The sequence below is a fragment of the Thermogemmatispora tikiterensis genome, from assembly GCF_003268475.1.
Lineage (GTDB): Bacteria > Chloroflexota > Ktedonobacteria > Ktedonobacterales > Ktedonobacteraceae > Thermogemmatispora > Thermogemmatispora tikiterensis.
Genome location: NZ_MCIF01000002.1, coordinates 5,811,088 through 5,836,203, shown reverse-complemented (window position 1 = coordinate 5,836,203; position 25,116 = coordinate 5,811,088). Strand labels below are relative to the sequence as shown.

Sequence of the window (25,116 nt, the reverse complement as noted above, 5' to 3'; positions counted from 1 at the left end):
GGGCCCGGCCCTCTGCCGGTTCTCCCCCCTACTGCCGTCCATGCGCTGGCGCTGCCAGCTCCCAGGTCGACTACGATCCGTTAAGATGGACCTTCGCTTTTCTGTCGATCATCAAATCGACCGCCTCGGGTCGAGAGGGAAGTGTGCAGTTTCTTCCAGGATTGCCGGAGAGCTGCCAGTCGTCCCGCTTCAGCGGGTTGACCGCCGTAGCGCTCGGGCAGGTACGCTTGCGTGAGCTGGTCCCCGAACTCTACCAATTGCTGAGTTGAGGTCGTTGCCGGAAGCGAAGTGCGAAGGCGCGCCAGATATTCTTGTGGCGTTTCTGCTGGATGACGTACCCATGTCCGATCACGGGCAGCCAGATCCTGCAGCCAGGCCCGGTAGAGCCAGCGCAGCGAGGTTGGTGGCAGCGGCTCTATCAAGACTCGCCTTCGACGCTGACCCCGCCTCTGTCTCAGACGTTCGCCGAGGAGTGCCAGCGGATTGAGCATCTCGCGTTCCTCCTCGACCTCGGGTACAAGGGATTGCCAGCGTCCAAGATGGACAACGCGGATTACAAGCCAGAGGAGACCGCCGATGATCAGGAGAAGCAAGAGCAGACGCCCACCCATGAGAAGGAGCGGCGGCACAGAGAGATGGCTCTGTCCTTGCTGTGTCAGCAACTGGCGGCGCAGAGTCGCTGGCGAAATCAGGACGGGAGCGGAGGCCGGTCCTTCACGACGCACTGCGGCCACGACAAGAGCAAAGAGATCGAAGAAAGGCGTCAGGATGAGGACGATGAGCCAGAGGAGGACCTCGCTTACCCAATCCCAGGCCCTGGCGACAACAGGAGTGAGCAGCGTGATCGCGGCCTGAAACGTAACGAACGAAAAGATTGTCTCCAGAAGGGCTACCAGCAGCAGGATCAGGAGAGAGAGGAGGGCCAAAGCCAGCAGCCAGGGGCGTGTCGGATCAGCAACGGCGCCCGTATCCCCGGCGCGACGCAGACGCTGGCGGCGAATCGTGCTCAGACGTGCCAGCGAGAGCGTCAGCAGGCCAGAGAAGAAGAAGAGTGGCAGCGTCAGACTGAGGACGGCCAGCAGGTCGCGCCAGGGGGCCAATAGGGCCAGCATCAGGCTAGCCAGCAGCGCCAGGAAACCCAGGCGGAAGGAGCGCGTCAGCGCTTCATGCTCAAAGCCGAGACGGGCCCGCGCCAAAGCCCGGCGCCAGAGCCAGACGAGGAGCAAGGCAGCCAGGGAAAAATCGACCAGGAATCGGCCCACCAGTAGCTGTGGCAGCAGTGGTCCCCAAACACCTCCCAGAGCCAGTGCCAAGGGCAGCAGTCTGGCCGGAGCGCGCCAGCGCTGGCGCGCTGGCCGTTGTTCAGTCCAGACTTCGACAGAGCGCGCCCACCAGAGCAGAATCAGCCCCCCAAGAAAGGCCAGCCAGTCGCTTTGTGGGAAGAGAAGCAAGGGCAATAACGGCCTGCCTTCCAAGAGCTTTGCAGCCACAAGGAGTAGCGCACTGGTCGGCTGGGCCTCCATCAAGGTGACGCTCAGTGGCAGAGCCAGGCGCTCAAGCCAGCTGGACGGGCTGCCCGGACTGTGATGTCGTTCGCCTCCTCTTCTCCATATCAGCCATCTGGAGCAGCTCATGCCATTGCTCCTTTCCTCGAATATGTTGCACAGGAATCAGTCCAGCGGCCTGCGCCAGCGCCGCCTCAGCCCGCTCATCTCCTTCACCACAGAGCACCAGCTGCACCGCTCTCCCCGAGCGCCGCAGCTCTAGCAGCCGCTCGATGGTGCTCTCTTGCAGGACGGCGGCGGCACAGACGAGGACCAGCGTGCCCCCTGTTGACAGAGGCAGTGCTTCTTGCTCTAACAGGGGATCGATGGCCGCTCCCATGTAGGGCAGGAGACGTGCCAGAGCGGTGAGCAGGCGCCTTTCCTGCTCGCTACCCCGCGCGCAGGGCACCGTGACGCGTGCATGATAGGTGGCTTCGGCGCTGCGTACCAGTTGACGCCCCTCCTCCAGCTCGTTCTCATCGTCGCCCCAGGGTGCCAACAGGCTGTTGACCAGCAGACCAACCTGGTAGCCGGCTTTCAAGGCCCAGACGGCCAGCGAGGCCGTCAAGCTGATAAGCCACTCCTGCAGATCAACGTCAATGCCCATCCACGGCTCACGAAAGGTATTGATGTTAAGCACCAACAGCAGGCGCGCCGTGCTGGCAGGATCAAAGACCTTGCGATAGAGACCAGCCCCACGGGCGCTGGCTTTCCAATGCAGGTAGCGGGGGTCATCGCCTGGCTGGTAGGGGCGCACCCCGGCGAAGCGCAGAGGGTCCTCCAGCAAGCGCAGCAGCGAGGTCTGCATCCCAAGAGGAGCCAGGGGCGTCAGTCCAAAGTCTTCGAGCGGAGCCACCAGGGGATAGACTAATAGCCGCACCTGCTGCTTCAGTTGTTCCTGGCGAATGAGCCAGCCGAAGGGATCGCCGGTGCGCACCATGACTGGCCCCAGACTGTAGACACCCCGCTGGGGACAGGACAACCGGTAGCGACGCCTGACACGCTGAAACCACCAGATGGCCAGCGTGTTGACAAGCAAGGCCCGCTGAGCTTTATAGCTAGGCAGGCTGCGCCCGCTTAAGAGCGGCAGTTGCGCGGGAATCTCGATCTCGACTTCCAACCACGGCAAGGGCAAGAGCTTGCGGTTCTCAACGCTCAGGGTGAGCCCAAGCTCCTCCCCAAGAGGGAGCGTGCGGCGATCCAGCTCCAGGTCTAGCCGCAAGTGCTGCAAGGCGCGCCGATACCACAGCTCTGGCACCAGAGCGCAAATCAGCGCAAAGAGGGCCGTCAGGAAGACCAGCGACTGCCGGCTGACGGCGCTCAGCAAGAAGAGGGCCACAGCCAGAACCAGCCAGGGACGACGCTTGAGCAGGGTCTCGCGCGCCATCTGTTGTAACAGTGCCGTATCGCTCATGGGCGCTCGCTCCTTGCGCTCCGCCGAGAGAGAGCTGTCAGGTCAGGAGTCTCGACCGGAACCGCTGTGTTTTCCAGAATTTCCTGTAACACTTGCTCCGCGTCCTGATGCCGCAGACGCCCACGCGTTGTCAGCATCAGGCGATGAGCCAGCACGACAGGGGCCAGACGCTTGATATCATCCGGTAGCACGTAGTCGCGTCCATGAATGGCGGCGTAGGCAGCGCTGGCTCGCTGGAGAGCCAGGGTTCCACGCGGACTGACGCCCAGACTGATCGCTGGATGATTGCGTGTGGCCCGTACCAGGGTCAGCAGATAGCGCTCGACTTCAGGCTGCCAGTAGAGACGACGAATCTCACGCTGGGCCCGGAGAATAGCCTCCGCGTCGGCTACGGGCTCCAGCTCTTCCAGCGGCTCGGCCTCTCTGAAACGCTGAAGCAGAGCCAGCTCGGCCTCTTCACTGGGATAGCCCAGCGGCAGGCGCATCAGAAAACGATCGAGCTGAGCCTCTGGGAGGGGAAAAGTCCCTTCCAGCTCAACTGGATTCTGCGTTGCCAGCACCAGATAGGGTCGGGGAAGAGGCCGTGTCTCGCGCTCGATCGTGATCTGCCGCTCAGCCATCGCCTCGAGCAGGGCCGCCTGCGCACGTGGGGTCGCCCGGTTGATCTCGTCGACCAGGACAACATGACTGAAGAGGGGGCCGGGACGAAAGACGAACCTACTGCTGCGCTGATCGAAGTAGGAAATGCCTGTCAGATCGCCAGGCAAGAGATCGGGTGTCCCCTGAATGCGCTGAAAACTCAGGTTTAGTGAACGTGCCAGAGCTTTCGCCAGCAAGGTCTTCCCAACGCCGGGGACATCCTCTAGCAGCACATGCCCGTCGCTGAGCAGGGCCACAAGCAGCAGATCAATAACGGCTTCTTTGTCAACGATGACGCGCGCGATGTTGCTCCGCAGTCTGACGGCCAGCTCCTGCAGGCCGAAGTTAACTCGTGAGGCTCTTTCTTCTCTGCATTCCATAGAGCAATACTTCCCTTGTTTACTGGATACCTCAGCACCCGGCACCATAAAAAAAACTTCTACAGCCTCTGGCAAGAGAGGATGTAGAAGCTATCAGCGCCGACTGGCGCGATCTATACGGCGAGCTTCATCGCCGTGTATCAGTTGTTCAGTACTGGTATAGTATAGCCCATCGCAGTGCGTAAAACAAGGAACCGCTTCTTTTTCCAACCTGCTCTTGACAGATTTCCGCCACTGTGCTATTGTCCTTCCAGGAAGTACAAGACAACCTGCGATGAAGCCCGCTTACCGCCGCAAGGCTGATGGCTTCTACCCAGCACGGCATATGGAGCCGTGTTGAGTAGAAGCCTTTTTTTGTGGGCCGAGGTTGGCTTTGGGAAAGCCGCTTCTTTGGGGCCATTGAGGGGCGGCTTTCCCCTTCCTTCTTTCCTTCTTTTGCCTGCCCTTGGACGTCTGAAAGGGCCAAGCCAGCCCTCTACCCTGGCGTACTGGCCGATCGCAGGCTCCTTTCCCTCTCTCACTCATCTCTCTCGGCTAGTTGCTCCTCAGCCGGGCTTCGCCTCTATCTCCAGGTCAGAGGCAAAGACGCGGGCATAGAGATCTCGAGCATAGCCTGTCTCCTCCGGTTCCCCTTCCACTAGGCGGAAGGTGCGCCTGCCGTCGGCCAGGCGTTCGGCACGTAGGAAGAGCATCTCAGGTCGATGCTCTTGCGCGAAACGACGGGCCAGGGTAGCGAGATGGGTCACATAGCAGACAGTGATGCCATGCGCAACCAGAGCCGTTATTATCTGGTGGGCCAGCTCGCTCCCCTCGTGCTCATTGGTGGCCGCAAAGGATTCGTTGAGCAGGAGCAGGGCATGTGGCCTGATATCGTCGACAATAGCACTCATGCGGTTGAGTTCTTCATCAAGCTTCCCACTCTTCAGCGTGGCATCCTCGCGTCGGCGAAAATGGGTGAAGAGACCATTGCAGAGACTGGCGTGGAAGGCGCGCGCTGGTACAAACATGCCGCTTTGCAACAGGAGCTGTGCCAGGCCCAGGCTGCGCAGAAAGGTGGACTTTCCCCCCCGATTAGCCCCCGTAATGAGGATGAGACGTTTGCCATCGGCATGGCCATCGTTGCCAACGATGGCCGTCCGCTGCGTGAGGGCCAGAGCGGGATCATAGAGGCCCTCGAAGGTGCGACGCTGCTCCTCCGTCGGCGCCACTGTAGGGAAACAGAACGGCAGCTTGCGCCCGGCGAGCTCCTCAGCCAGATTGAGACAGCCGACATAAAAGGCCAGCTCGCGGCGCAACAGTGCGAAGAAGCTCAAGATGTGCTCAGTGGAACGCGCCAGGGCATTGGCCACCAGATTGAGGCCGCGGTTGCGCAGCTCCGACAAGGCCCGTGCGCCGGCCTCATCTCGCTCGGGAATGCGGAAGGTGTAGCCCGGCGCTCGCTTTCCTCGACTCAGGAGACGGCTGAACCACGGGCCTTGCGGAGCAGCAGCACGGCGCAGCGTATAATCTCGGCCTTTGTTCCCCTGGCCCAGGCGCGCACTGAGTAGCACGCCATCGCGAAAATGCAGCTCACGCAGGTGTTCCTCAATACGCGCGAGATAGTCATCACTTAGCTCGCGCTGCAGCATAGCACACAGTTCACGCAAGCCTTCGGAGCAAAAGGTCTCTGTCTGCTCGTCAGCAATCGCGCGTAGCTTACGCAAGACCGCGAAGAGCAGTTCCAGAATCTGAACCGAGCGCATGAGAATGAGACTGGGATCTTTGAAAAAAATGAAAGAAGCTTTGCGCTCGCTCTCCTGGGCCTCAATGGTAAGCTGATAGAGGGTGCGAATCAGGGCCGGCTGGCGTAGACAGTCTTCTAGCACAGCCTGCCGATAGCGGACGGTCTCCAGATCGCTGACAAGGCTGGAGAGGATCACTCTCCTGGCTGTTTCAAATACGAAACGGTCGCCGCGGGCCATCGCATTGAGCACCGTTTCTAGCTCCAGGTCCTGGATGAGGTCAGCGGCATGACGTGGCAACGGTTGCGTGACGTCAAGGTCACGGTCACGATAGAGCAAATGTACCTTCATGCTGGCAGTCGCTCCTTGAGACAGGCAGAGGTCAGACGATATTTCTGGGCCAGGGCCAGGGCATAGGCCAGGCCATCGGCTGGACGACGCAAGACGCGAAATGTGCGGCGCGCCGGATCGCCCGGATCAACCTCGGCCACCATGCTCACCGTCTGCTGGCTGTAGGAAGCCAGCTCATCGAGGAAGGTCACCCAGACGCCAAGGACATCGAGAGCGAGCAGGCGGCGCAGGATCTGCTGCGAGAGAAAGAGGGCATCCTGCAGCGTTGTGGAAGTGAAAATCTCATTGAGAATGATGAGGCTGGCCGGAGTGGCCTGCTTCAGGATAGTCCGCAGACGGACAAGGTCATCCTCCAGCTTGCCACGCAGATTCTCAATCTGTTCCTCGCGTTCAAAATGGGTGAAGATGCGGTCGGGAAGAAAGAGGCGAGCGCTGCGAGCAGGCACAGGGCAGCCAAGGGAGGCCAGGTAGTATAGCTGACCTACTGCGCGCGCGAAGGTGGTCTTTCCCCCCTGATTAGGACCGGTGACGATCAGCACGCGCTCCCGCCCAGCGAGGGCAAAGCTATTGGTGACAATCTGGCCCCCCTCGCGTAGGAGGAGGTCAGCTAATGCCAGGTCAAAACAGTCCTCGGCAGCCGATGCTTTCTCCTCCAGAGAGAGCAGAGGATAGCAGAAGGGGAGACCACGCCGCCGGAAGGTGGCCAGGTATTCCAGATAGGCCAGATAGAACTGGATTTCGCGCTCAAAGCGCGCAATGGTCTCGTCGAGATACCGCTGATAGCGCAGATAGTAATCATCGAGCTGAGCAAACACCGAGGGATAGAGACGGGCCACCCGTTCGAGAATCTGAGCCTCAACGTGATTCATCTCCTGCCAATCGATCAACCTGACGCTGTAGTCCTTGACTGCTCCTTGTTTGAAGCGGGCAAAGGTTGCCTCAATCTCAGCGCTGTAGTCCTCTTCGCCAGCATAGAGCCGCACAGTAACAGCGTCGCCTTTGATGTGCAGGCAGTAATGGACCTGAGCCAGGGCCTCCTTGAGGGCCTCCGTCTCCTGCTGCAGGGCCAGAAAGGCGGGCGAGGTCAGGTAGTCCTGAAGATAGCTCAGGAAAGCCTGCAGGCCGCGTGACTCGATAGGGAGCTGTTTCAAACCCTGGGTCAAAGTGACGAGCGCCTGACAATACTGGTCAATGGCGTCGAGCCACCAGCGTTCTTGCTGATAACGGTAGTAGAGCTTCTGCGCCTGCTCCCGGTAGCGGTGCATCGTACGCATGTGCTTCGAAAATTGATCGAGCAGGGCAAAAACCTCCGGCTTCTCGAGATCGCGCATGACCTCGTGACGATAGGCGATGAGATCAAGATCGCGCAGAGGCGTGTAGAAGAAAGGTCTGAGACGATAATCCTCTTTCGGGGTCGTGATCGACTCGATGATACGTTCAAGCTGGAGGTCGCTGAAACAGGCGGGCACGGGGTTGGCCTCGGCCTGCTGACCTTGCTCGCTGTCAGCAAACAGGATACTGCGAAAAACCATGTGTGAGACAAGCCTCCAGTACAGTACAGATACTCAGGTGTCTCGACCTTCTGCTCTGATGAGGAGTAGAAGCTTCTTCGAGAGAAGGGGTAACGCCTTGGGGACGAGCTTGTCTCGCAGGGGCGCCAGCGTGGCTGAAACAGAGGGAGAATGCGCCAGCGCCTGGTCCTGACGGCGCGGCGCGCACGATAGACGAGGCAGGCAGTGCTGGCAGGCAGCAAGCAGGTTTCGACAAAAATGGCTCCTACCCCTCAGCCAGCCGCGCACCGGCACGCGCCAGCGCACCCAAGGCCATGAGTAGAAGCCATCAGCCTCCTGGCCTGGCCACCCTGCTCCCTTCGACAGAAAGCACGGGGCAGCACTTAGCCAGTCGGCGGTATGCGGGCCTCATCGCTATGTAGTTGTTTTGTTCTCCAGCCTCCTCGTGTTGAGAGGCCGTATCTCTTTTCAGTATAGCCACCTACCTCGAGGAGCGTCAAGCCAGGCCGACGCTAGCATAGCGTCGACAGCTTCCTCAGCGGGTAGGCTCGCAGTCGTTGTTGCTCTAGAGATCAGCAGGATAGCTGCCGTCAGATAAGGCGTCCAAACAGCCAGCAAGGCAGTGACGACGTAGCCAAGTCGCTCCCCAGGAGAGTATCGCCCTTACCCGGCTCTGTCTGCGACCTCTAGCCGGGGGCCGCCGAGCCATTCTACTTGCTTGCTGTATTTCAGTGTGCTATTATCGAAATATCTGCCGAAAAAATGCGCTGTCGCCGTCAGAGAGTCTGAGAGCCGGTCTTGAGGAGGTAAAGCACAGATGAGCAAGCCCGACGAGGGTATCCCACCTTCAACCTACGTGATCGACCCAGAGCAGGTAGCCGAGCTGGCGCGCCTTATGCAACAAGAGCGGGTGGTGACCGAGGGCATGGGGGGCCTCTTGCCAGAAGGGCAGGAGCTGCCGGAGGATGGACGGGTCTTAGATCTGGCCTGCGGACCCGGCGGCTGGGCAATGGAAGTAGCCTTCACCTATCCCCAGATGAGCGTCTACGGTGTCGACATCAGTCCGTCCATTATTGAGTATGCCCGGGGGCAGGCGCAGGCGCGCCACCTGGAGAATGTGCACTTCCGCGTGATGAATATTATGCAGCCGCTGGCTTTCCCCGCGAGCTTCTTTGATTTGATCAACGCGCGCTTTATCGCCTGGTTTATGGTGCCCGCGGCCTGGCCGAAGCTCCTGGCAGAATGTCGGCGGCTGCTCAAGCCCGGCGGGGTGCTGCGTCTGACCGAGGGGGAGCCACCGCTGACCACCAGCGCCGCCTTCGAAGCGCTGATGGACCTGGCGACACGCGCGCTCCAGCGGGCCGGCCAGAGCTTCTCACCAGACGGACGCCATGTCGGTATCACGCCGCAGCTCCCTCGCCTGTTGCGCCAGGCCGGCTTTGAAGAGGTGCGCCTGCGCGCCAGTGCCATCGAATGGTCGAGTGGCACCCCAGCCCATTACGGCTTCTTCAAGGACTTCTTGATCGCCTTCGAGATAGGACGTCCCTTCTCGATCAAGCTGGGGTTGGCTACTCTGGAGGAGCTGGAGCGGCTGACCCAGCAGGCCGTGGCCGAGATGCAGCAAGATGATTTCTGCGCCGTGAGCCTGCTGCTGACCGCCTGGGGCCGCCGTCCCGCTACAGATTCAGCTCCCTCCAACCTCAGCAGCAGCTAGCGAGCATGAGGAATAGCCCGCCCGGCTGAGTGTGAGCAGTCGCCACAGTCGCATCCAGTGCTCACCCCGGCATTTCCCGCGGCTGGCCAGCCGAGAGAGACCGAACCAGGCAGGATCACCGTCTCATGCTAGCCTGGCCCAGCCTTGTAGCCAAAATCGGGAATGGCCCGCCAGCGCTCCCGCAGCAGGTGGGCCGCCAGCTTGGGCCGCCGATCACGGGTAAAGATCCCTTTGCGATTGCCCTGCACGCGCGTGATGCCCTGCGCCGTCTGAAAATCGGCAAAGTTCCAGACATGCTCACCGATAACCGCCGAGCAGCTATCCAGTACCTCGTGGTAGCTCAGCAACAGCGCCGCCTGGTACTCTTCCGAGAACATGGTCGGCGGCTCGTCATGCATGCCGGCAATGGCATCGGCACCGTACTCGCTCAAGAGGATCGGCTTGCCTGGCAGACGCTTCATCCATTCTGTCAGCTCGGCCCGCAACAAGGCTCGCGCCGCTTCCAGACGCCCACCGTGGACATACCAGCCATAGTAGCGGTTCAGGGCAATGACGTCGAGCAGATCAGCAACGGTGTCGGTGGAGGGCGTGGCCAGCATTTGTAAGGTGATGGTCAGCGGACGACGCTGCGGATCAAGCTGACGCGCCAGGTCCAGCAGCGGCTCAAAGTAGGCCCGCGCCCCCTCCTCTTCAGTGGCCGGTTCGTTGGCTAGCGACCACATGACAACACAGGCATGGTTTTTGTCGCGGGCGATCAGCTCGCGCAGAGCCTGCTCATGCTGTGCTGCCGTTGTCAGCTCCCGCCAGGTCTGGCGCCGTGCGCCACCGGGGCTGGAACCAAGGTTGAGGTGGAGGCCTACCGCCGGCACCTCATCGATGACGACCAGGCCCAGACAGTCGGCCAGCCGCATCAGCTCCTCTGCGTAGGGATAGTGCGAGGTGCGGAAGGAATTGGCCCCAAGCCAGCGCAAGAGGTTGAGGTCCTTGACGCAAACGGCCTCGTCAAGGCCACGCCCGTGAATCGGGAAATCTTCATGCTTGCCGCAGCCCTTGAAATAGAAGGGCTTGCCGTTCAGCAGGAACTGCCCATCCTCAACAGCCACCGTGCGCACTCCAAACGGCTCCTCGTAGCTGTCCAGACACCCACTGCCGTCCCAGAGTTCAACCAGGCAGGTGTAGAGGTAGGGCCGGCCTGGCTCCCACAGCTGCACATCTTGGATGCGCAGCTGGCCCTGAGCCCCCTCGCCACTGGCCACTGTTCTGCCCTCCGCCTCAAGCAGCCTCACACGCACAGCGACTGCATCGCGCCTAACCCCGTCAACCTCTACCCGGTAGGTGACCAGGCCATCGGCGCCGTCCAGAGCGCTGGTGAGCACAATATCACGGATGTAGGTGGCGGCAGTGGCATAGAGACGGACCGGGCGATGGATGCCAGCATAGTTGAAGAAGTCGAAGTTGGGGATGTCGGTAACCAGCCGGCTGCCGTCGGGAAGCTGCTCCTCGCGATAGTGGGCGACGGGCAGGGTGCTGTAGTCAAGGGTGTTGTCGACCAGGACGGTCAGGCGGTTCTTGCCCGGTTGGACTAGAGCGTTGATTTCGGCTTCGAAAGGTGTGAAGCCACCGCGATGGGCGACCAGCAGTTGCCCGTTGAGGTAGACCTGCGCGGCATGGGCTACAGCCCCAAAGCGCAAGACAAGGCGCCGCTCCAGGAGACGGCGAGGAATGAGCAGTTCGCGCTCGTACCAGACCCGCCCGACATGGTCGCGATCGGCGGCAGCTGCTCCAAGCTCGTTAAAAGAGGCCGGCACCGGCATAGGCACGCCCTCCCGCAGAGGGCGCTCATACCAGCGCTCGGCCAGCCCCTGACCAGGGTCCAGGCGGAACTGCCAGATACCGTTGAGATCAAAGACTTCCCGCGTGTCGGTCATAATCGGATAGAGCATTGCGCGCTTTCAGTTCCTCCTCCTCTGCTTTTCTACTGCTGATCCTGACTGGAAGCGGCAGCCAGCGCGGGCCAGGATAACGCAGCGTCGGGTCAGCCCAGCCCGCGCTGGCTCTTCCTTTCCCTTCTGTTCTGCCATCCCCACTGACCCCAACTGCAGCCAGCGGGCAGGGAGAGACGAGGTAAGACGGAGTTGAGGCCCTGACAAGGTCGCTCAGGCCTCCGGCCTGCGTCCCCAGACAGTGAGAAAGTTCCAGATGGCACAGAACTCTTCCTGCTGCATCTCAGCGACCGCCTGCTGATAGAGGCGAGCTAGTTCCTCGCGGGTCGCTACGCCCACGCGCACCATGAATGGCTGGATGAGGTCCAGGAAGACCAGGTAGTCCTTGAAGAAGGGATAGTGATAGGGTGTACCCGCCGACCACTCAATAGCACAGGGACGCAGGTGCACATCGACAAAGCCGGCTCGACGCACCAGGCGAGGCAGAACGGGCGTAATGCCGAAGTGACGCCCATCGGGCGAGAAGCTCAACCCCGCCCGCTTCATGGCCTGTGCGCCCAGGGCCGCGAAGCGCTCAAAGGCCGGGCTGGTGGTCAGCACTGGCTCCATCTCGGTCAGGCGAATGATGCCGCCAGGTTTGAGCAGACGTCGGCACTCCGCCAATAGCCGCGGCCAGGCTTCAGGCCGCATGAAGCCGCACATCAGGCGTCCATTGATCAGATCGAAGGAGGAGTCGGGGAAAGCCAGCGGCTCCATGACATTCATGACACGAAAGTGGACATTGGCGAGGCGACGCGACCAGGCTTGAGCGTTGGCATATTCGACAATCGGAGGGCTGATATCGACTCCAATGACTTCAAGGTGGGGATACGCGAAAGCGACCTCCAGGGTCCACCCTCCAGGGCCACAGGCCAGATCGAGCAGGCGTCCATCCTCGGGCAGCTGCAGCCCCTCCGGGAAGAGTCCCCCCAGAGCTGTCGTCAAGATACGATCCTGCTGCATGAGGCGCGCCAGTTCGGCAGCCTGTTCCGAGTCGATCACGTAGGTATTCTCGCCCGGCTGCGCCTCATCGTACTCATCCATGAGGTTCCTCCTTCCTCTCATCTCAGTCGGAGAGAAATCAGCCAACTGTTGTGCGCGCCTTGTGCCATCGCACTTTGTGAGCATGGTACCATGCCAGTAACAAGGGCGCAAGCCTCAGCAAATTCACAGAAGCGGAACAGTAGCCACATGATCCCCCACGGGCACAGAGCGCCCGGCTGGCGCAGCCGCGGCCAGACTGACCAGGGTTGTGATAACTTTGTGAGGATGGAGACACCGGGCGTGATGGTATGGTGATTCTCTCTCTGCTAGAATGAGGGCAACCCACTATCCAAGCTGGACAGGAGAGAACTGGGCCGCTCGGCTTGCTCAGGCGCGCCTCCCGCCACCTCAGCAGGGGATAGCGCGCCCAGCGGGGAATGGAGTCAGGAGAGGAGCCGCTATGAGCTATCGCGATCGCTCTTTGTTTGCCGATGAAGCTGCGCCGGCGGAGCGGGCCGCGGCTCTTCAGAGGGAGCTGCTGACCCTGCTGCCGGCACTGGCAACGGCGCCGCTGGCAGAGGTGGCCGCCGCCTTGCTAGAGACCCTGCGTGAGGCGACAGCCGCCGAGCACGGAGCCCTCTTCCTGCACTGGGAGACCACTCAGGAAGCTCCGCAACAGGCGGAGAAGCTGCAGCTGCTGGCGGCGCAGCGCCTCGAAGAGGAGCAGGCCCGGGCGCTTGTCAGCGTGGCCAGCGCCGGCAATCCACCCAGACCGGCCAGGTTCAGCGCTGGCGAGCAAGCCCTGCGTCACAGCCAGGTACAGACTGCCGAGACAGGCTGGCTGCTGCTGCATCTGCCGCTGGTGACGCTGCGAGCAGAGAAGACAGATCCCGGCGCAGCCAGACCCACGCTGCTGGCACTGCTAGGACGCGCGAGCCAGTCAGCCCTGTTTGATGGCTGGCTGAGGGAGAGCACGGCCCTCATTGCCGCCAATCAGCACCTGCTCACCGCCCTGGTGCGCCAGACCCTGCTCGCCGAGCTGCTGACCAGCACCGGGCAGGGGTTGCCAACGCCTACCAGCCAGGCCACGCCAGCTGGCCCTCAGAGCGAGCTGCTGGCCACGCTCAGCCACGAGCTGCGCAGCCCTCTGGCGATCATCAGCGCCTCCGTTTCGACCCTCCTGCGCCACGAGCGTCGCCTGCCCCTGGCAGAGCGCCGCCTGCTACTCGAAACCGTTCAGGAAGCCGGCGATCGCCTGATTCAGCTCTGCGACCGCTTTCTGGAGCTGAGCGAGCTGGAGGCCGGTCTGCTGCGCCTGGAGCCGACCGCCGTTGACCCGCTCAGTGTAGTGCATGAGGCCCTGCTGGCCGCCGTGCAGCGACTGGCCCCCGAGCAAAAGGAGATATTTGCCTTCCAGGTGGTACCGCTCGATGCGAGCGGGGTTCCAACGGAGAGCATTCCCTCAGTGCTGGCCGACCGCCGCCGTCTGCGCGAGATCCTTGATCATCTGCTGGAGAACGCCATTCGCTTCTCGCCCGCCGGGGGCGAGATCCGCGTGGTTCTGCGCCCGCAGCCGGCCTCTGCCGCCGGGGCCAGTCAGCTGGCGTCCGCGGTAGAGATTTGCGTCAGTGACCAGGGGCGCGGCATCCCACCGGAGCAGCTTCCGCAAATTTTCCAGCGCTTCTACCGTGGCGATACTGGCCTGGCGCGTCAGGCCAGCGGCCTGGGACTGGGCCTGACGCTCTGCAAGTATCTGGTCGAACTGCAGGGGGGCCAGATCTGGGCCGAGAGCGAGCCGGAGCAGGGCAGCACTTTTCATCTGCTGCTGCCAGCCATCCCGCCGGCAGCCTGAGCCGGCGTCGGACCGGGTCCTGGCGAGCCGGGCCAGTTACCCTCACTGCCGCTCTCCGCCCTCGCCCCGACAACGCGCTCATAAGAGGAGGATAACAGGAGCATGGTGCGTAAGACAACAATCTTGTGCGTTGACGACGATCCGCATCTCTTGCGCCTGGTCTCGCGCAACCTGGAGCTGGAAGGCTACGCCGTCCTGACCGCCAGTGACGGCGAGCAGGCCCTGGCCGTATTTAAGGAGCAGCAGCCGGACCTGATCCTGCTCGACGTGATGATGCCCCGCCTGGATGGCTTCAGCGTCTGTCAGCGCGTGCGCGAGTATTCCGGCGTGCCCATCATTCTGCTGACGGCCCGCGGCCAGGATCAGGATAAAGTGCGCGGCCTGGATCTGGGCGCTGACGATTACCTGACGAAACCTTTTAGCATTGAGGAGCTGCTGGCCCGCGTGCGCGCCGTGCTGCGCCGCGCCCAATTTAGTAGCGGCGAGCGCGTCAGCGGGCTGCGCTCGATTATTACGGTCGGCGATTTGACTATCGACGATACGCGCCACCTGGTCACGCGCGCCGGGCACGAGATTGCGCTGACGCCGACCGAGTATCGGCTGCTGGCCTATCTGGCGCAACATGCCGGGCGCGTGGTGACGCAGGACCTGCTCTTAGAGCGCGTTTGGGGAGCGGAATACGTTGGTGAGAGCCATATGCTGCAGGTCAATATCAATCGCCTGCGGCGCAAGCTGGAGGACGACCCGGCTCACCCGCGCTATATTCGCACCAAGGTCGGCGTTGGCTACATGCTGGTTGCGCCCGAAGACCTCGCTTCGTAAGCTGGTCGCCGCTCGCTCGCTCCACCCAGGCACTGGCCCGATCTCGACCAGGAAGCAGACAAAGAGAGAGCCAGGGGTGATCACCCCTGGCTCTCATGCCTGCCAGCATGTCCTGCATTTGAGCGCAGCAGATCCGCAGTCCCGACTAGCGACCTCCAGCTCCAGCCTCCAGCGGCTCTGTGCGCTGCGCGCGCAGGCGGCTCAGCAACGAGCCGGTCCACGGCGTGCCCAGCAGCGGCAGCAGAAGGCTATCGAGTCCATAATAACCGGCGATGCGCCAGGCCAGCATCAGGAGCAGTCCAAGCGTGCCCAGGATCGGGTTAATGCTGACCGCCCCAGCCAGCATGAAGTTCAGGTTCATGAAGACGCCGAAGAAGGCCGCGATACCGGTCAGGGCGCCGAAGATCAGGCCCAGACCAACCAGCACCTCGCCAAAGGTCACCATGTAGGCGAAGAGGCCGGCGTTCGGCAGAACAACGTGCTGCAGGAAGGCCGCGTACCAGCCCTGCACTGCTGGATGCGGCCCGCTGCTCAGCGCTAACGCCCCTTTGACAAAGCCTTGCAGGGCGACTCCATCATGGCCGCTAAAGACCCACGGGCTGCTGATGCGCTGGCCAAAGCCGGCCCCAAAGGCGAAGTTGTAGCCGGTGAGCTTCTCAAGACCGGCGGTCAGCCATTCGTAGCCGACGTAGAGGCGCACGAGTAGCCACAGCCAGGCGATGCGCGTGTCGGCAAAGAGGAAGCGCGCCAGCGGCGGCTCAGGGATTTGAGTAACAGAGCGCGGCTTCAAGACGCTGATGATTTTCATAGGTGGTCCTCCCTCCTGTATCAGTGCGAACAAGCGATTCTTCATAACTCCGATGCGATGGCCCGCGCGGCCTCCGCTGTCCGCCTCCCAACGGCTGCTGCACCGCCCGGGCGAACAGCGGAGAGCATCAGCGATCGGGCCACCCCCTCTTCCCTTTCCTCCATCCCAGCCACTCCCAGCCACTCCCCGGCCTCCTCATCTCCAGCCCCTACCACCGCTTCCAGAAGGGAATATAGCCCACACTTCTCACGAGAGGCTCTCGGCCACCTTCACCCTCATCACAGGAGCGTCACAGGCCCCCACTACGACCGTGTTCCTCTCCCTCTCCCCTCCCCAGTTTGGCCCACCCCTACCCCTTAAGTATGACTATACGACACACAGCCGCAGTCGCGGCCTCAGTGGTGGTCGCCGCCACCGCCGACATTAACCCAGACCTGCGCTTGAGCTGTGACGCCTTTGAGAGAACGGGAGCCGGCTCTGTGAGGGGGCTGACACCTGGCAGCGCTACTGTTCTCAATGCGAGCTGATCTGATCTCTGTTGAGCTGATCCCAGCCAGCCAACCAGATCGGCCCGCAAGACAGGATGCACAAGGCATGATCGTTCAGCTCAGACGCTGAAGCCAGTCAAAGAGCTAAAACTATCCCTGTCCATAGATAGGAGGCAGTATCATGGCATCGCAAGAAACGGGAGAGGTCGTCAAGGAGACGCGAACGCAGCCAGCCGCCTCAGCTTCTCCTGAAGCCGGCCCAGACGAGCAGGCGCCAGCGCCAGCCCAGCGCAATGGTACAGCTCAGGCGGGGCAGCCGGAGCTGCCGCCGGCATCGGCAGCGGGGCCAATCATCCTGGAGGCGGGCAGCTATCGCCCGGAGACCTACCGCCAGCTCGCAGCTGGAAGCGGCAACGTCGTCTTCGTGCGTCGTCGCCAGCCGCAGCCCGCCTATCCCTGGCGCCGGGCCTTCGCTCCACTGGCCGTTCTGATCGCTGCCCTGCTCGTCATGGTGGCCGTTCTCAGCTTTGGCCTTGGCAGTACCCTTGCCAGCGGCGGGAGCGCCACAGGCAGCACCAGCTCGGACCAGAGCGCCACCATGAGCGGCATGAGCAACATGAACATGAATACGAGCAGCCAGGACGCCAATGCCACCGCCACAGTCGCGGCTCTGCCACGGGCAACCCAGAGCCAGGGCAATCAGCTCGCCACCTACGTGCGCGATCCCGACGGAGCCAAACACTTCACCCTGGTCGCCGAGCAAGTGCTCTGGGAGGTTGTTAAAGGCAGCTGGGTGCCAGCCTACACCATCAACGGTACCGTACCAGGGCCGATGATCCGCGTTACCGCCGGCGACCACGTGCGCATTACCTTCATCAATCATTTCCATGAGGCCACCAGCATCCACTGGCACGGTCTGGAGGTGCCCAGCCAGGAGGACGGCGTGCCTGGCATTGGTCAGCAGCCGATTCAGCCAGGCCAGAGCTATGTCTACGACTTCACGGTCCACGACCAGGACGTCGGCACCCACTGGTACCACAGCCACTATAACGACCTGAATGAAATAGCCGGCGGCTGCTACGGGGCCTTCATCGTTGACCCACGTCCCGGCTCGCCCCAGGCCCGCGCGGAGGTCCATGCCGACGTCGACTATACGGCCTTCATCGGCACCTTGCCCGGCGGCTACTACGTCATCAATGGTAAGAGTTTCCCCGATACCCAGCCGCTGCACGTCAGGCATGGCCAGACCGTGCGCCTGCGCCTGATCGGGGCCGATACGCTGAGCATCCACCCGATGCATCTGCACGGGCACACCTTCACCGTGATCGCTCAGGACGGCCATCCACTCACACAGCCCTATCAGCGCGACACCCTGCAAGTCGCCCCCGGCGAGACTTATGACCTGATCTTTACGGCCTGGGCCGCGCCGGGCAGCATCTACCCCTTCCACTGTCACATTCTCTCGCATCTGATGAATCCAGGGCAGAATGCGAGCGAGATGGGCGGCCTGGTCATGTTGGTGATCTACGACCGTTAGCAGATTGATCAGTCAGTCGCTGAGGCACAGGTTCCCGACAAGCCCCACAGGAGAAAGCGCCTGGACTGGAGGATAGTCCAGGCGCCTGGTTTTGTCTATGAAGATCACTTCACAACGCCATAAGGAAAGGCGACGGCCTGCTCCCGTCTTTCTGCTCACTCTGGTGCTAATCGGCCTGGCCGGTGCCAGTGCCACTATCAGGCGCTGGCTTCCGGCAGGCCCGGCGTTGCCGCGCTGGCCTCGCCATCTAGCCGCTGCTCACAGCCCTCCTCGCTCTCCTCACACAAGAGCGGCAGACGCACAAAGAAGGTCGAGCCTCGCCCCTCCTCCGACTCAAACCAGAGGCGGCCCCCATGCTGTTCTACCAGGGCGCGGGCCAGGTAGAGGCCGAGGCCCGTCCCTTCGATGCCCCAGGCGCGGGCATTCTCAGCCCGCATGAAACGCCCGCCGATCTGCCCCTGCTGATGACGCGGGATGCCGATGCCGTGATCCTGGACGCTGATCAGAATGGCCCGTCCGTCGCCCTCGGGCACCACCCTGACCTCAACCGGACCACCCTGGGGGCTGTATTTAATGGCATTCTCCACCAGATTGGTCAGGACCTGCTCCAGGCGATGGGGATCGATCAGGGCCACCAGCGGCTCCGCCGGCGCCTGTACCGTTAGCTGATGGCGCGCGGTCGTCGGCTGGAGGCGCCGCACCACCTGGCGCACCAGGGGAACCAGGTCCGCCGGCAGGCGCTGCAGCTGCAGGCGTCCGGCCTGCAGGCGGCTGAGATCGAGCAGCTCCTCCGTCAGGCTGACCAGACGCGCCGTGCCCTGCTGGATCTCTTCCAGGGCTTCGCGCTGCCAGGAGGCCAGCGGAGGACCGTGTCCGCGCTCGGTCTGGCGCAGGAGCATCTCGGCATAGCCGGTCAGAGCGGCCAGGGGTGTGCGCAGCTCGTGAGCTGCGATGCTGATGAACTCATCTTTCAGCTCGTCGGCCTCTTTGAGGGGCGTCACGTCCTGGTGAATGACCAGAGCGAGCGGCTCCCCCGGCTCACACTGGCGCAGCCGCTCGCCTTGCAGAGCCTCGGGAGGGACATGCAGCGGCAGAGCGCTCACCAGCACGGGGAGGAGGGTCCCATCGGCACGGCGAATCTGCTCCTGATAGAGCGAGATCGCCTGTTGCTCGCGCAGGACACGCAGCGTGACCAGCTCTTCGGACGCCAGAGCCTTGCCTCGCAGATCGCTGATGACGATGCCATGCTCCCGCAGAAATTCCAGAAACGGCAGGCCCGGCGGCCAATCGGTCCCCCAGACCCGGCGCACGGCTTGATTGGCCAGCAGGAGACGGGCCTGCTCGCCGGCCACCAGGGCCACAGCAAAAGGCAGGGCCTCAAAAAGCTGCTCCAGCAGCGAGAGATGGCCCGCCAGCATGGCCCGCGCCTCGCGCTCGCGCTGGCGCCGCTCGCTGATGTCGCGATTGATCTCCAGGGTGGCCAGAACCTGGCCCTGCTGATCACGCACCAGGGCCTGTCGGCTCTCGACCACGACCAGGCGCCCATCACGACAGACCTGAGTCAGTTCCCCTTCCCATTGACCGTTTTGCTCCAGCGCGGTCCGCACTGCCACCTCTCCTTCGGGGAAGCCAGTCTTGAGCAGGCGCGTGCTGATGCGCCCAAGAGCCTCCTGTGCAGGCCATCCGTAGAGACGCTCAGCCCCGCGATTCCAGAGCAGAATGCGATCAAGAGGATCACGCACAATAATGGCATCGTAAGCCTGATTGAGCAGCTCGCCCTGCACGCTCAGATTCTGCAACAGGAGGGCCTTCTCGCGCTCGGCCCGGCGCTGGGCGGTCATGTCACGTACGGCAGCGATGACATAGAGCCGTTCGCCGACGCGCAAGGGGCTGAGGCTGATCTCAACCGGGATCTCGCTGTTATCCTTGCGACGGGCAAAAAGGTGTAAGCCGATGCCCATCGGACGCAGGCGCGGGGCTTTAAAGTAGTGGGCAGCATGCCGACGATGGATCTCGCGGAAGCGCTCCGGCAGGAGGAGATCCAGCGATTGGCCGAGCAGCTCCTCGCGGCTATAGCCAAAGACCGTCGTAGCCTGGGCGTTGGCCTGGACAAGATACCCCTGCTCGTCTACGACGATGAGGGCATCGGGTAGGAGGTCGAGGAACTGGCGGAAGAGCGCTGAGGTGACATCAGCAACGATCGGAGGAAAGGTCGAAGGAACTGGCTCCCCCTGGCCTTGCTCCGGCGCTCCTTGAGGATCGTGCGCTGTCATGACACCTCCGCTTCCCATGCAAACAGGCAGTAAGGTCACTCAGAGAGCAAGTCAGGGGCGGCTGCGCTCGCTGGGCGTTGCTGCCTGTCGATGCGGCAAGTTCTCGCCAGAAGGATTATAGCATCGCCGGCTGCCAGCGACAAGCACAGCTCCGACCAGAGTGGCCCGTCGGCCTGGCTGGCCGCTCTGGCCTGGCCATCTTTCCTGTCAGAACAGCCAGCCAGCAAGCCAGACCAGGCTCTCTCAGCCTTGAACGGAGACGGCCAGCTTCATGCCGGCTTCGTAGTGTCCCGGGAGATAGCAGGCAAATTCGGGATGCGAGCCAGCCGCAGAGCGGGGGAAGGTATAATCGAGGGTCACAGTGGCCCCAGGTGGAATGTTCTCTACCATCGCCAGGGCCATATGGTCCATCTCATCCATTGACATATGCTGCGCCATCGACCCCATACTGTGCGGCATGATCATAAACTCATGGGCGACCACCCCTTGATTGGTAATCACAAAGTGATAGGGTACGCCAGGCCGAAAAGTGGTCAGCGAGGCCTGGATCGCAAAGTCACGCTCTGTAATGGCCACAGTCTGGGCCCCAGCGGGGGCCGAAGACTGCGTCGGCGCCGACCCGCCACAGGCTGCCAGCACAAGGGCCAGAGGGGCCAGCAGCACAAACCATCGTTGCCAGTTCCAGATATGGCGCATATGCTTCTCTTCCACTCCTTTCTCATCCGACCTGGATCAGCTGGTAGACGGAACCGCAGAGGCTGGACCAGCCATGACCAGACGATCTGCTGCTTGTTCTCACTTCTTCATTCCGAACATACTATAGCAAACATCGAAGACCCGCGACAACGAGCAGCCAAGGCCAGGCCCAAACCTGGCCCGCCTGTCTGGGGGGATCACAGCGAGAGGCTTTCCTCAGCCTTCTACCGACCAACGCCGATTGTCTCTCCATCTGTGCCGGTGAGTGCCAGGACGGACGAGGGCGGCAGTCCTGGTTCAGGCCCAGGGGGCTGGGCCTGGGGAGCGCGCGCCGCCTGATAGGCCTGCAGGATCGACCGGGCAGAAACGTAGCCTATCAGATAGCGGGAGCCAGCCCTCTCCTCCACTACCGGTAACCAATCGCAGCGCTGGTCGAGCAGCACCGCCAGCACCCGATCAAGCGGGTCAGAGGGCGTCACCGCCAGGGCCTGCCCTGGCTCAAGCAACTCTGCCACGCGCCGCTGCTCCCGTTCGGCAGCCGCCACCGCCAGCACCTGCGCCAGCGCCAGCCTGCCCAGCCAGAGCCCCCGCTCATCGAGGACCGCCACACTGTCGATCTTCCACTCCCTCAGCAACGACTCGGCCTGGGAGAGCGATAGGTCACCGGTTAGCACAGGCTGAGGAGGCAGCAGCGCTTGACGGACCTGGAGGAGCGAGAGCAGGGGCCACGACCAGCGCTGGCGATGCGCTGGCGAATCGGCCCGTGTTCGCAGCTGATTGCTGTAGATCGATTGCTCGCCGACGATGAGCACGGCTATCCCTACGGCCAGCATGGCCGGAGCCAGGAGCGAAAGATTGCCGGTCATCTCGGCAACCATCAGCATGACCGCCAGCGGCGCATGAGCGATCCCACCAAAGAGCGCCATCATCGCTACGATGACAAACGGAGCAGGCACCCCCGGCAAGCCCGGCACCAGGGGAGCTAGCAGGCGCCAAAATGCCGCCCCGACGGCAGCCCCGATCACCATGCCAGGGCCGAAGATTCCACCCGAGCCACCCGAGCCAATAGAGAGACCAGTCGCCAGGATCTTGAGGAAAGGGAGCGCGAGCAGCACCCAGAGCGGCCAGGCGCTCAGGCCCGGCCCCATCCAGAGCTGCACCCAACCGTAGCCCATGCCCAGGACCTGGGGAACCGCCAGGCCGATGAGTCCCACCAGCAGGCCGCCCAGGGCCGGTTTGAGCCAGCGCGGGCAGGGCAGACGATGAAAGAGAGCCGTCAGGCCGTAGAAACCTGTGGCATAGGCCCGCCCAACCAGCCCGCAGAGCACACCAAGCAGGCCATACCACAGCAGCTGTAGAGGCGAGCTGAAGGCCAGGTTGGCAGGGACAGCAAAGATGGGACTCCAGCCCGAGAAGACGCCAAAGACGCTGTATCCAACAATCGAGGCGATCAGCGCCGGGAGCAGCGCCTCAACTTCCAGATCCTCTTTATAGAGAATCTCAGCAGCCAGTACAGCCCCCCCCAGCGGCGCCCGAAAGATTGCTCCAATACCGGCCCCGATCCCCGTGGCGATCGCTAGGCGACGCTCGTAGGTATCGAGATGCAAGAATTTAGCGAGTAAAGAGCCAAAGCCAGCGCTGATCTGGGCGGCAGGCCCTTCACGCCCGCCAGAACCTCCAGAGCCAATGGTGATGGCCGAAGCGATAAGTTTGACCAGGGGGACCCGCGCCCGGATCGGCCTGCCCTGGTGAAAGGCCGCGATCGCCGCATCGGTTCCATGTCCTTCGGCCTCGGGCGCCCAGCGAAAGACAATCAGGCCGGCCAGCAGGCCGCCACCGGTCGTCACCAGCGGCAGCAGCCAGGGACGGCTCGCCTCCCAGAGCGGGGCCCAGGCCGTGCTGCCTTCCCCCGCCGGATCAGGCGGTCGATAGCCAATCAGCAGGCCCAGGAAAAAGGCGCTCGCCAGCTGGATGGCCTTGAAGAAGGCGATGGCCCCCAGGCCAGCTACCAGACCGATGGCCGTGCTGAGCAGCAGCCACTTCCAGAGCAGATGAGGGCGCTCTACCCCCTTCTCACGGCCCTCCCGACGAGGCCCGCCAGGCCTCCAGCCCCGAAGGAGAACGGTCAGCCAATCAGTCAGCATGCACTCTCTGCCTCCTTTTCATGATGGGTGGGTAGTCAGTCAAAATAAGAGATAAAAGAAGGGGAAGGAAGAGAAGCCCTGGCGTTTACTTTCCTTGCTCACGCTCACCAGCATGGCTGTCGGAGGTCCCGAGGCCATGTAAGACGAAGTCGGCCACCGCTCCAGCCTGGCTGGCCAGCACAGAGGCAGGATATCCAAGCACGCGCGCAGCCAGAACGTAGGATTCGGTCACCGACAAGACCATCAGCGCGCTGGCCTCCAGCTCTGACACGTTCATGGCCCCACAGGCCCGACTCTCGGCCAGCAGGTGGGCAATTGCCGCAACGTACTCTCTCAGCAGCGCCGCGGCCTCTTGCTGGAAGATGCGGTTGACCCCATAGAGCGCGCTCATGAAGACATGGAAACTGTCGCTTTCCTGTTCCGCCAGCCTGACAAAGGCCAGAAAGAGAGCCTCCAGGCGCTGACGCAACGAATCCCCCGCCCCCAGCGCAGCGCGGATCTCCCGCAGGTGGGCCTGGGCAATAAAGCGTAGCATTTCCAGGAACAATGTCCGCTTGTTTTCAAAATAGAGATAGATCGTGCCTTTCCCGATGCCAGCCTGCTCGGCAATGAGGTTAATGTTGGTCTGTTCAAAGCCCAGACGGGCGAACTCGCTGGCTGCTACGCGCAAAATGCGCTGGCGCGTGGCCTCGCGCGTCTGCTCATCGACGATTTTCGGCATGGCCTCGCCTCCTCTGGTTCGACAGCTCTCGACTGCCGTGTCCCCTCCTTTTTGATTAATGACCGACCGGTCACCCATATTCATGGTACACTTCAGGGGGCCTGGCTGTCAAGAGCAAGAGGCGGAAAGAGGGCCTGGAACGGGGGAAGTCAGGGAGAGGAGAGCGGCAGCGCCCCCAAAAAAGGCGGTGCCGTGACTGAACCGGAGGAGTCAGCCACGGCACCCGCCTCTGACCGAACGAGGAGTCCCCGGGAGAAAGAGATTCTGTATGTAACCAGCTTCTCCCGGCGGACCGAACGTCTCTTTATTAGAAGGGCGGATAGGCGTTCTGGACCAGGGTGTCGAAGCCCGCCTGGAACCAGGCCCCAGCCACCGGCGCGTTCGGCATCGCTCCCGTCGGCTGATAGTTGTTCATGGCATTACCGCCATAGTTGGGATCGCACATTTCGTCGAAGCCCTTGCCCGTCGGGTTGTTCGGCCCCTGCGGGATCAGGCTGCTGGAGCCATCCGACTCCCCGGGCGGCTTGATCCACACAAAGGCGTCAAAACCCGGCGCCGGGTCGGCCTGCGGACGCGCTCCGATCCCGCCCGGCTGGTTGCACCAGTTCCCTCGACTGTAGCGCCGATCGATGCGCGTCTGATCCACGAACGTGTTCACATCCGTGGCACTGCTCGGCCCCGTCGGGCGGTTCGGCCCTCCCCAGCCGTTGCGCGACGTATCGATGAGCATCCCGATCGTGCTCGGGAAGCCCTGCGCTATGAAGGCATTGCGCATGTCAATGTCATAGGGCATCTCATCGATATAGTTGTTCCACTGGTAGAAGTTCGCCGAGCGCACCGGCTGCCCCCCGATCATCTCGTTGGCCGTCATGTACGGCTCCGTCGTCGGGGTGTAGTTGGCCGTGTTGCTGATGAAGCCATCAATGCTGTTGACCCCCGCCGCCGTCCCCTTGATCGTGTTGCTGATCAGCGTCACGGCGTTCTGGAAGTTATTCGTCCAGCCCAGCCAGCCGCTGTGAGCAATATCGATGAACAGATAGACGTTGGGAATGGGGTGCAGCTTGTTGATGGCGTACTGAATCCCCTGCACATAGGCCCCGCTGGAGTTGGCCTCCGCACACTTGGGAACGCTGAGGTTGGTCACCAGGTTGGGCAGCGAGTCCGGCTCAATAATGGCCACAATGCGCAGGTTGCTGTACTTGGCCTGGCTGAAGGTGGCCGCAATCGGATCGATGAACTGCGACTCGTAGATGGCCAGCCCGTTGTTGGAGACGCTCAGCTCTCCATTGGAGGCCAGAGCCGCACAGTCGCGATCCGGCAGATCGTAGATCACAAAGGTGATCACGATCGGCTGGCTGCTGGAAGCCGCCTGCTGCTCGGCAGCATCCAGATAGCCGGACAGGTTGGTCGGGTAGCCGGTCCCGCCGGTCACCGCCGCAATGCTATCCAGCCAGACGGCGGTCGGGTAGTTGGCCACCTCGGCTTCCTTCTGCCCCAGGGTGCCTCCGACACTGGCCGCGCCCGCCTTCACTTCC

Annotated in this window: 17 protein-coding genes and 2 riboswitches; of the genes, 4 read left to right on the top strand and 13 right to left on the bottom strand. The window is 62.4% G+C overall.

From position 1 onward, the window contains the following. Positions 1–80: 80 nt before the first annotated feature. The 5 genes from A4R35_RS23230 to A4R35_RS23210 form a co-directional block, all read right to left on the bottom strand. On the bottom strand, positions 81–1,634 hold the full coding sequence (locus A4R35_RS23230) for a DUF4129 domain-containing protein (protein ID WP_112433742.1): 1,554 nt from the start codon (positions 1,632–1,634) through the stop codon (positions 81–83). Further along, positions 1,555–2,958 carry a DUF58 domain-containing protein gene (locus tag A4R35_RS23225; RefSeq protein ID WP_112433740.1) on the bottom strand — a complete coding sequence of 468 codons (1,404 nt, stop codon included), beginning with the start codon at positions 2,956–2,958 and terminating at the stop codon, positions 1,555–1,557. The genes A4R35_RS23230 and A4R35_RS23225 overlap by 80 nt, the downstream gene beginning before the upstream one ends. Next, positions 2,955–3,977: an AAA family ATPase gene (locus A4R35_RS23220; RefSeq protein ID WP_112433738.1), complete on the bottom strand. Its 1,023-nt coding sequence runs from the start codon at positions 3,975–3,977 to the stop codon at positions 2,955–2,957. Before A4R35_RS23220 ends, A4R35_RS23225 begins: the two co-directional genes overlap by 4 nt. 77 nt (positions 3,978–4,054) lie before the next feature. Beyond that, a riboswitch (Fluoride riboswitch) is annotated at positions 4,055–4,121 on the bottom strand. A gap of 117 nt (positions 4,122–4,238) precedes the next feature. After that, positions 4,239–4,296: riboswitch (Fluoride riboswitch) on the top strand. Positions 4,297–4,522: 226 nt separating this feature from the next. Then, positions 4,523–6,049 carry a MutS-related protein gene (locus tag A4R35_RS23215; RefSeq protein WP_112433736.1) on the bottom strand — a complete coding sequence of 509 codons (1,527 nt, stop codon included), beginning with the start codon at positions 6,047–6,049 and terminating at the stop codon, positions 4,523–4,525. Continuing rightward, positions 6,046–7,581 (bottom strand): MutS-related protein, encoded by a 1,536-nt coding sequence (locus tag A4R35_RS23210; protein ID WP_112433733.1) that lies wholly within the window; start codon positions 7,579–7,581, stop codon positions 6,046–6,048. The genes A4R35_RS23215 and A4R35_RS23210 overlap by 4 nt, the downstream gene beginning before the upstream one ends. 796 nt (positions 7,582–8,377) lie before the next feature. On the opposite strand from A4R35_RS23210, the gene A4R35_RS23205 reads away from it, so the two are divergent. Further along, complete coding sequence (locus tag A4R35_RS23205; RefSeq protein WP_112433731.1) at positions 8,378–9,274, top strand: class I SAM-dependent methyltransferase; 897 nt, start codon at positions 8,378–8,380, stop codon at positions 9,272–9,274. 128 nt (positions 9,275–9,402) lie between these two features. On the opposite strand, the gene uidA is transcribed toward A4R35_RS23205, so the two are convergent. Further along, positions 9,403–11,217, bottom strand: a complete 1,815-nt coding sequence (gene uidA, locus A4R35_RS23200) for a beta-glucuronidase (RefSeq protein WP_112433729.1) — start codon at positions 11,215–11,217, stop codon at positions 9,403–9,405. Positions 11,218–11,430: 213 nt separating this feature from the next. After that, positions 11,431–12,300, bottom strand: coding sequence for a class I SAM-dependent methyltransferase (locus A4R35_RS23195; protein ID WP_189362240.1), 870 nt, complete (start codon positions 12,298–12,300; stop codon positions 11,431–11,433). A gap of 400 nt (positions 12,301–12,700) precedes the next feature. Here A4R35_RS23195 and A4R35_RS23190 point away from each other — a divergent pair, with 400 nt between their 5' ends. Both A4R35_RS23190 and A4R35_RS23185 read left to right on the top strand, forming a co-directional pair. Further along, positions 12,701–14,092, top strand: a complete 1,392-nt coding sequence (locus tag A4R35_RS23190) for a sensor histidine kinase (protein ID WP_189362238.1) — start codon at positions 12,701–12,703, stop codon at positions 14,090–14,092. 102 nt (positions 14,093–14,194) lie between these two features. After that, positions 14,195–14,914 carry a response regulator transcription factor gene (locus A4R35_RS23185; protein ID WP_112433723.1) on the top strand — a complete coding sequence of 240 codons (720 nt, stop codon included), beginning with the start codon at positions 14,195–14,197 and terminating at the stop codon, positions 14,912–14,914. 145 nt (positions 14,915–15,059) lie between these two features. On the opposite strand, the gene A4R35_RS23180 is transcribed toward A4R35_RS23185, so the two are convergent. After that, positions 15,060–15,722: a DoxX family protein gene (locus tag A4R35_RS23180; protein WP_112433721.1), complete on the bottom strand. Its 663-nt coding sequence runs from the start codon at positions 15,720–15,722 to the stop codon at positions 15,060–15,062. A gap of 669 nt (positions 15,723–16,391) precedes the next feature. Here A4R35_RS23180 and A4R35_RS23175 point away from each other — a divergent pair. Further along, positions 16,392–17,747, top strand: a complete 1,356-nt coding sequence (locus A4R35_RS23175) for a multicopper oxidase domain-containing protein (protein WP_112433719.1) — start codon at positions 16,392–16,394, stop codon at positions 17,745–17,747. 197 nt (positions 17,748–17,944) lie between these two features. Here the strand turns inward: A4R35_RS23175 and A4R35_RS23170 are convergent, their stop codons facing one another. The 5 genes from A4R35_RS23170 to A4R35_RS23150 all read right to left on the bottom strand — a co-directional run. Beyond that, a complete protein-coding gene (locus tag A4R35_RS23170; protein ID WP_189362236.1) occupies positions 17,945–20,020 on the bottom strand; it encodes a PAS domain-containing sensor histidine kinase in 2,076 nt (691 codons plus the stop codon). 243 nt (positions 20,021–20,263) lie between these two features. Further along, on the bottom strand, positions 20,264–20,716 hold the full coding sequence (locus A4R35_RS23165; protein ID WP_112433715.1) for a cupredoxin domain-containing protein: 453 nt from the start codon (positions 20,714–20,716) through the stop codon (positions 20,264–20,266). A 224-nt stretch (positions 20,717–20,940) separates the two neighbouring features. After that, a complete protein-coding gene (locus A4R35_RS23160; RefSeq protein ID WP_112433713.1) occupies positions 20,941–22,860 on the bottom strand; it encodes a chloride channel protein in 1,920 nt (639 codons plus the stop codon). Between the two features lie 85 nt (positions 22,861–22,945). Then, positions 22,946–23,581: a TetR/AcrR family transcriptional regulator gene (locus A4R35_RS23155; RefSeq protein ID WP_189362234.1), complete on the bottom strand. Its 636-nt coding sequence runs from the start codon at positions 23,579–23,581 to the stop codon at positions 22,946–22,948. Positions 23,582–23,888: 307 nt separating this feature from the next. Continuing rightward, positions 23,889–25,116: glycoside hydrolase family 6 protein (locus tag A4R35_RS23150; RefSeq protein ID WP_148668803.1), on the bottom strand; the 1,228-nt coding region annotated here is incomplete at its 5' end.

Excerpts from the sequence above, each read along its gene's own strand:
- A4R35_RS23230 (WP_112433742.1), bottom strand. The coding sequence starts at position 1,634 with ATGAGCTGCTCCAGATGGCTGATATGGAGAAGAGGAGGCGAACGACAT.
- A4R35_RS23225 (WP_112433740.1), bottom strand. The coding sequence starts at position 2,958 with ATGAGCGATACGGCACTGTTACAACAGATGGCGCGCGAGACCCTGCTC.
- A4R35_RS23220 (WP_112433738.1), bottom strand. The coding sequence starts at position 3,977 with ATGGAATGCAGAGAAGAAAGAGCCTCACGAGTTAACTTCGGCCTGCAG.
- A4R35_RS23215 (WP_112433736.1), bottom strand. The coding sequence starts at position 6,049 with ATGAAGGTACATTTGCTCTATCGTGACCGTGACCTTGACGTCACGCAA.
- A4R35_RS23210 (WP_112433733.1), bottom strand. The coding sequence starts at position 7,581 with ATGGTTTTTCGCAGTATCCTGTTTGCTGACAGCGAGCAAGGTCAGCAG.
- A4R35_RS23205 (WP_112433731.1), top strand. The coding sequence starts at position 8,378 with ATGAGCAAGCCCGACGAGGGTATCCCACCTTCAACCTACGTGATCGAC.
- uidA (WP_112433729.1), bottom strand. The coding sequence starts at position 11,217 with ATGCTCTATCCGATTATGACCGACACGCGGGAAGTCTTTGATCTCAAC.
- A4R35_RS23195 (WP_189362240.1), bottom strand. The coding sequence starts at position 12,300 with ATGGATGAGTACGATGAGGCGCAGCCGGGCGAGAATACCTACGTGATC.
- A4R35_RS23190 (WP_189362238.1), top strand. The coding sequence starts at position 12,701 with ATGAGCTATCGCGATCGCTCTTTGTTTGCCGATGAAGCTGCGCCGGCG.
- A4R35_RS23185 (WP_112433723.1), top strand. The coding sequence starts at position 14,195 with ATGGTGCGTAAGACAACAATCTTGTGCGTTGACGACGATCCGCATCTC.
- A4R35_RS23180 (WP_112433721.1), bottom strand. The coding sequence starts at position 15,722 with ATGAAAATCATCAGCGTCTTGAAGCCGCGCTCTGTTACTCAAATCCCT.
- A4R35_RS23175 (WP_112433719.1), top strand. The coding sequence starts at position 16,392 with ATGGCATCGCAAGAAACGGGAGAGGTCGTCAAGGAGACGCGAACGCAG.
- A4R35_RS23170 (WP_189362236.1), bottom strand. The coding sequence starts at position 20,020 with ATGACAGCGCACGATCCTCAAGGAGCGCCGGAGCAAGGCCAGGGGGAG.
- A4R35_RS23165 (WP_112433715.1), bottom strand. The coding sequence starts at position 20,716 with ATGCGCCATATCTGGAACTGGCAACGATGGTTTGTGCTGCTGGCCCCT.
- A4R35_RS23160 (WP_112433713.1), bottom strand. The coding sequence starts at position 22,860 with ATGCTGACTGATTGGCTGACCGTTCTCCTTCGGGGCTGGAGGCCTGGC.
- A4R35_RS23155 (WP_189362234.1), bottom strand. The coding sequence starts at position 23,581 with ATGCCGAAAATCGTCGATGAGCAGACGCGCGAGGCCACGCGCCAGCGC.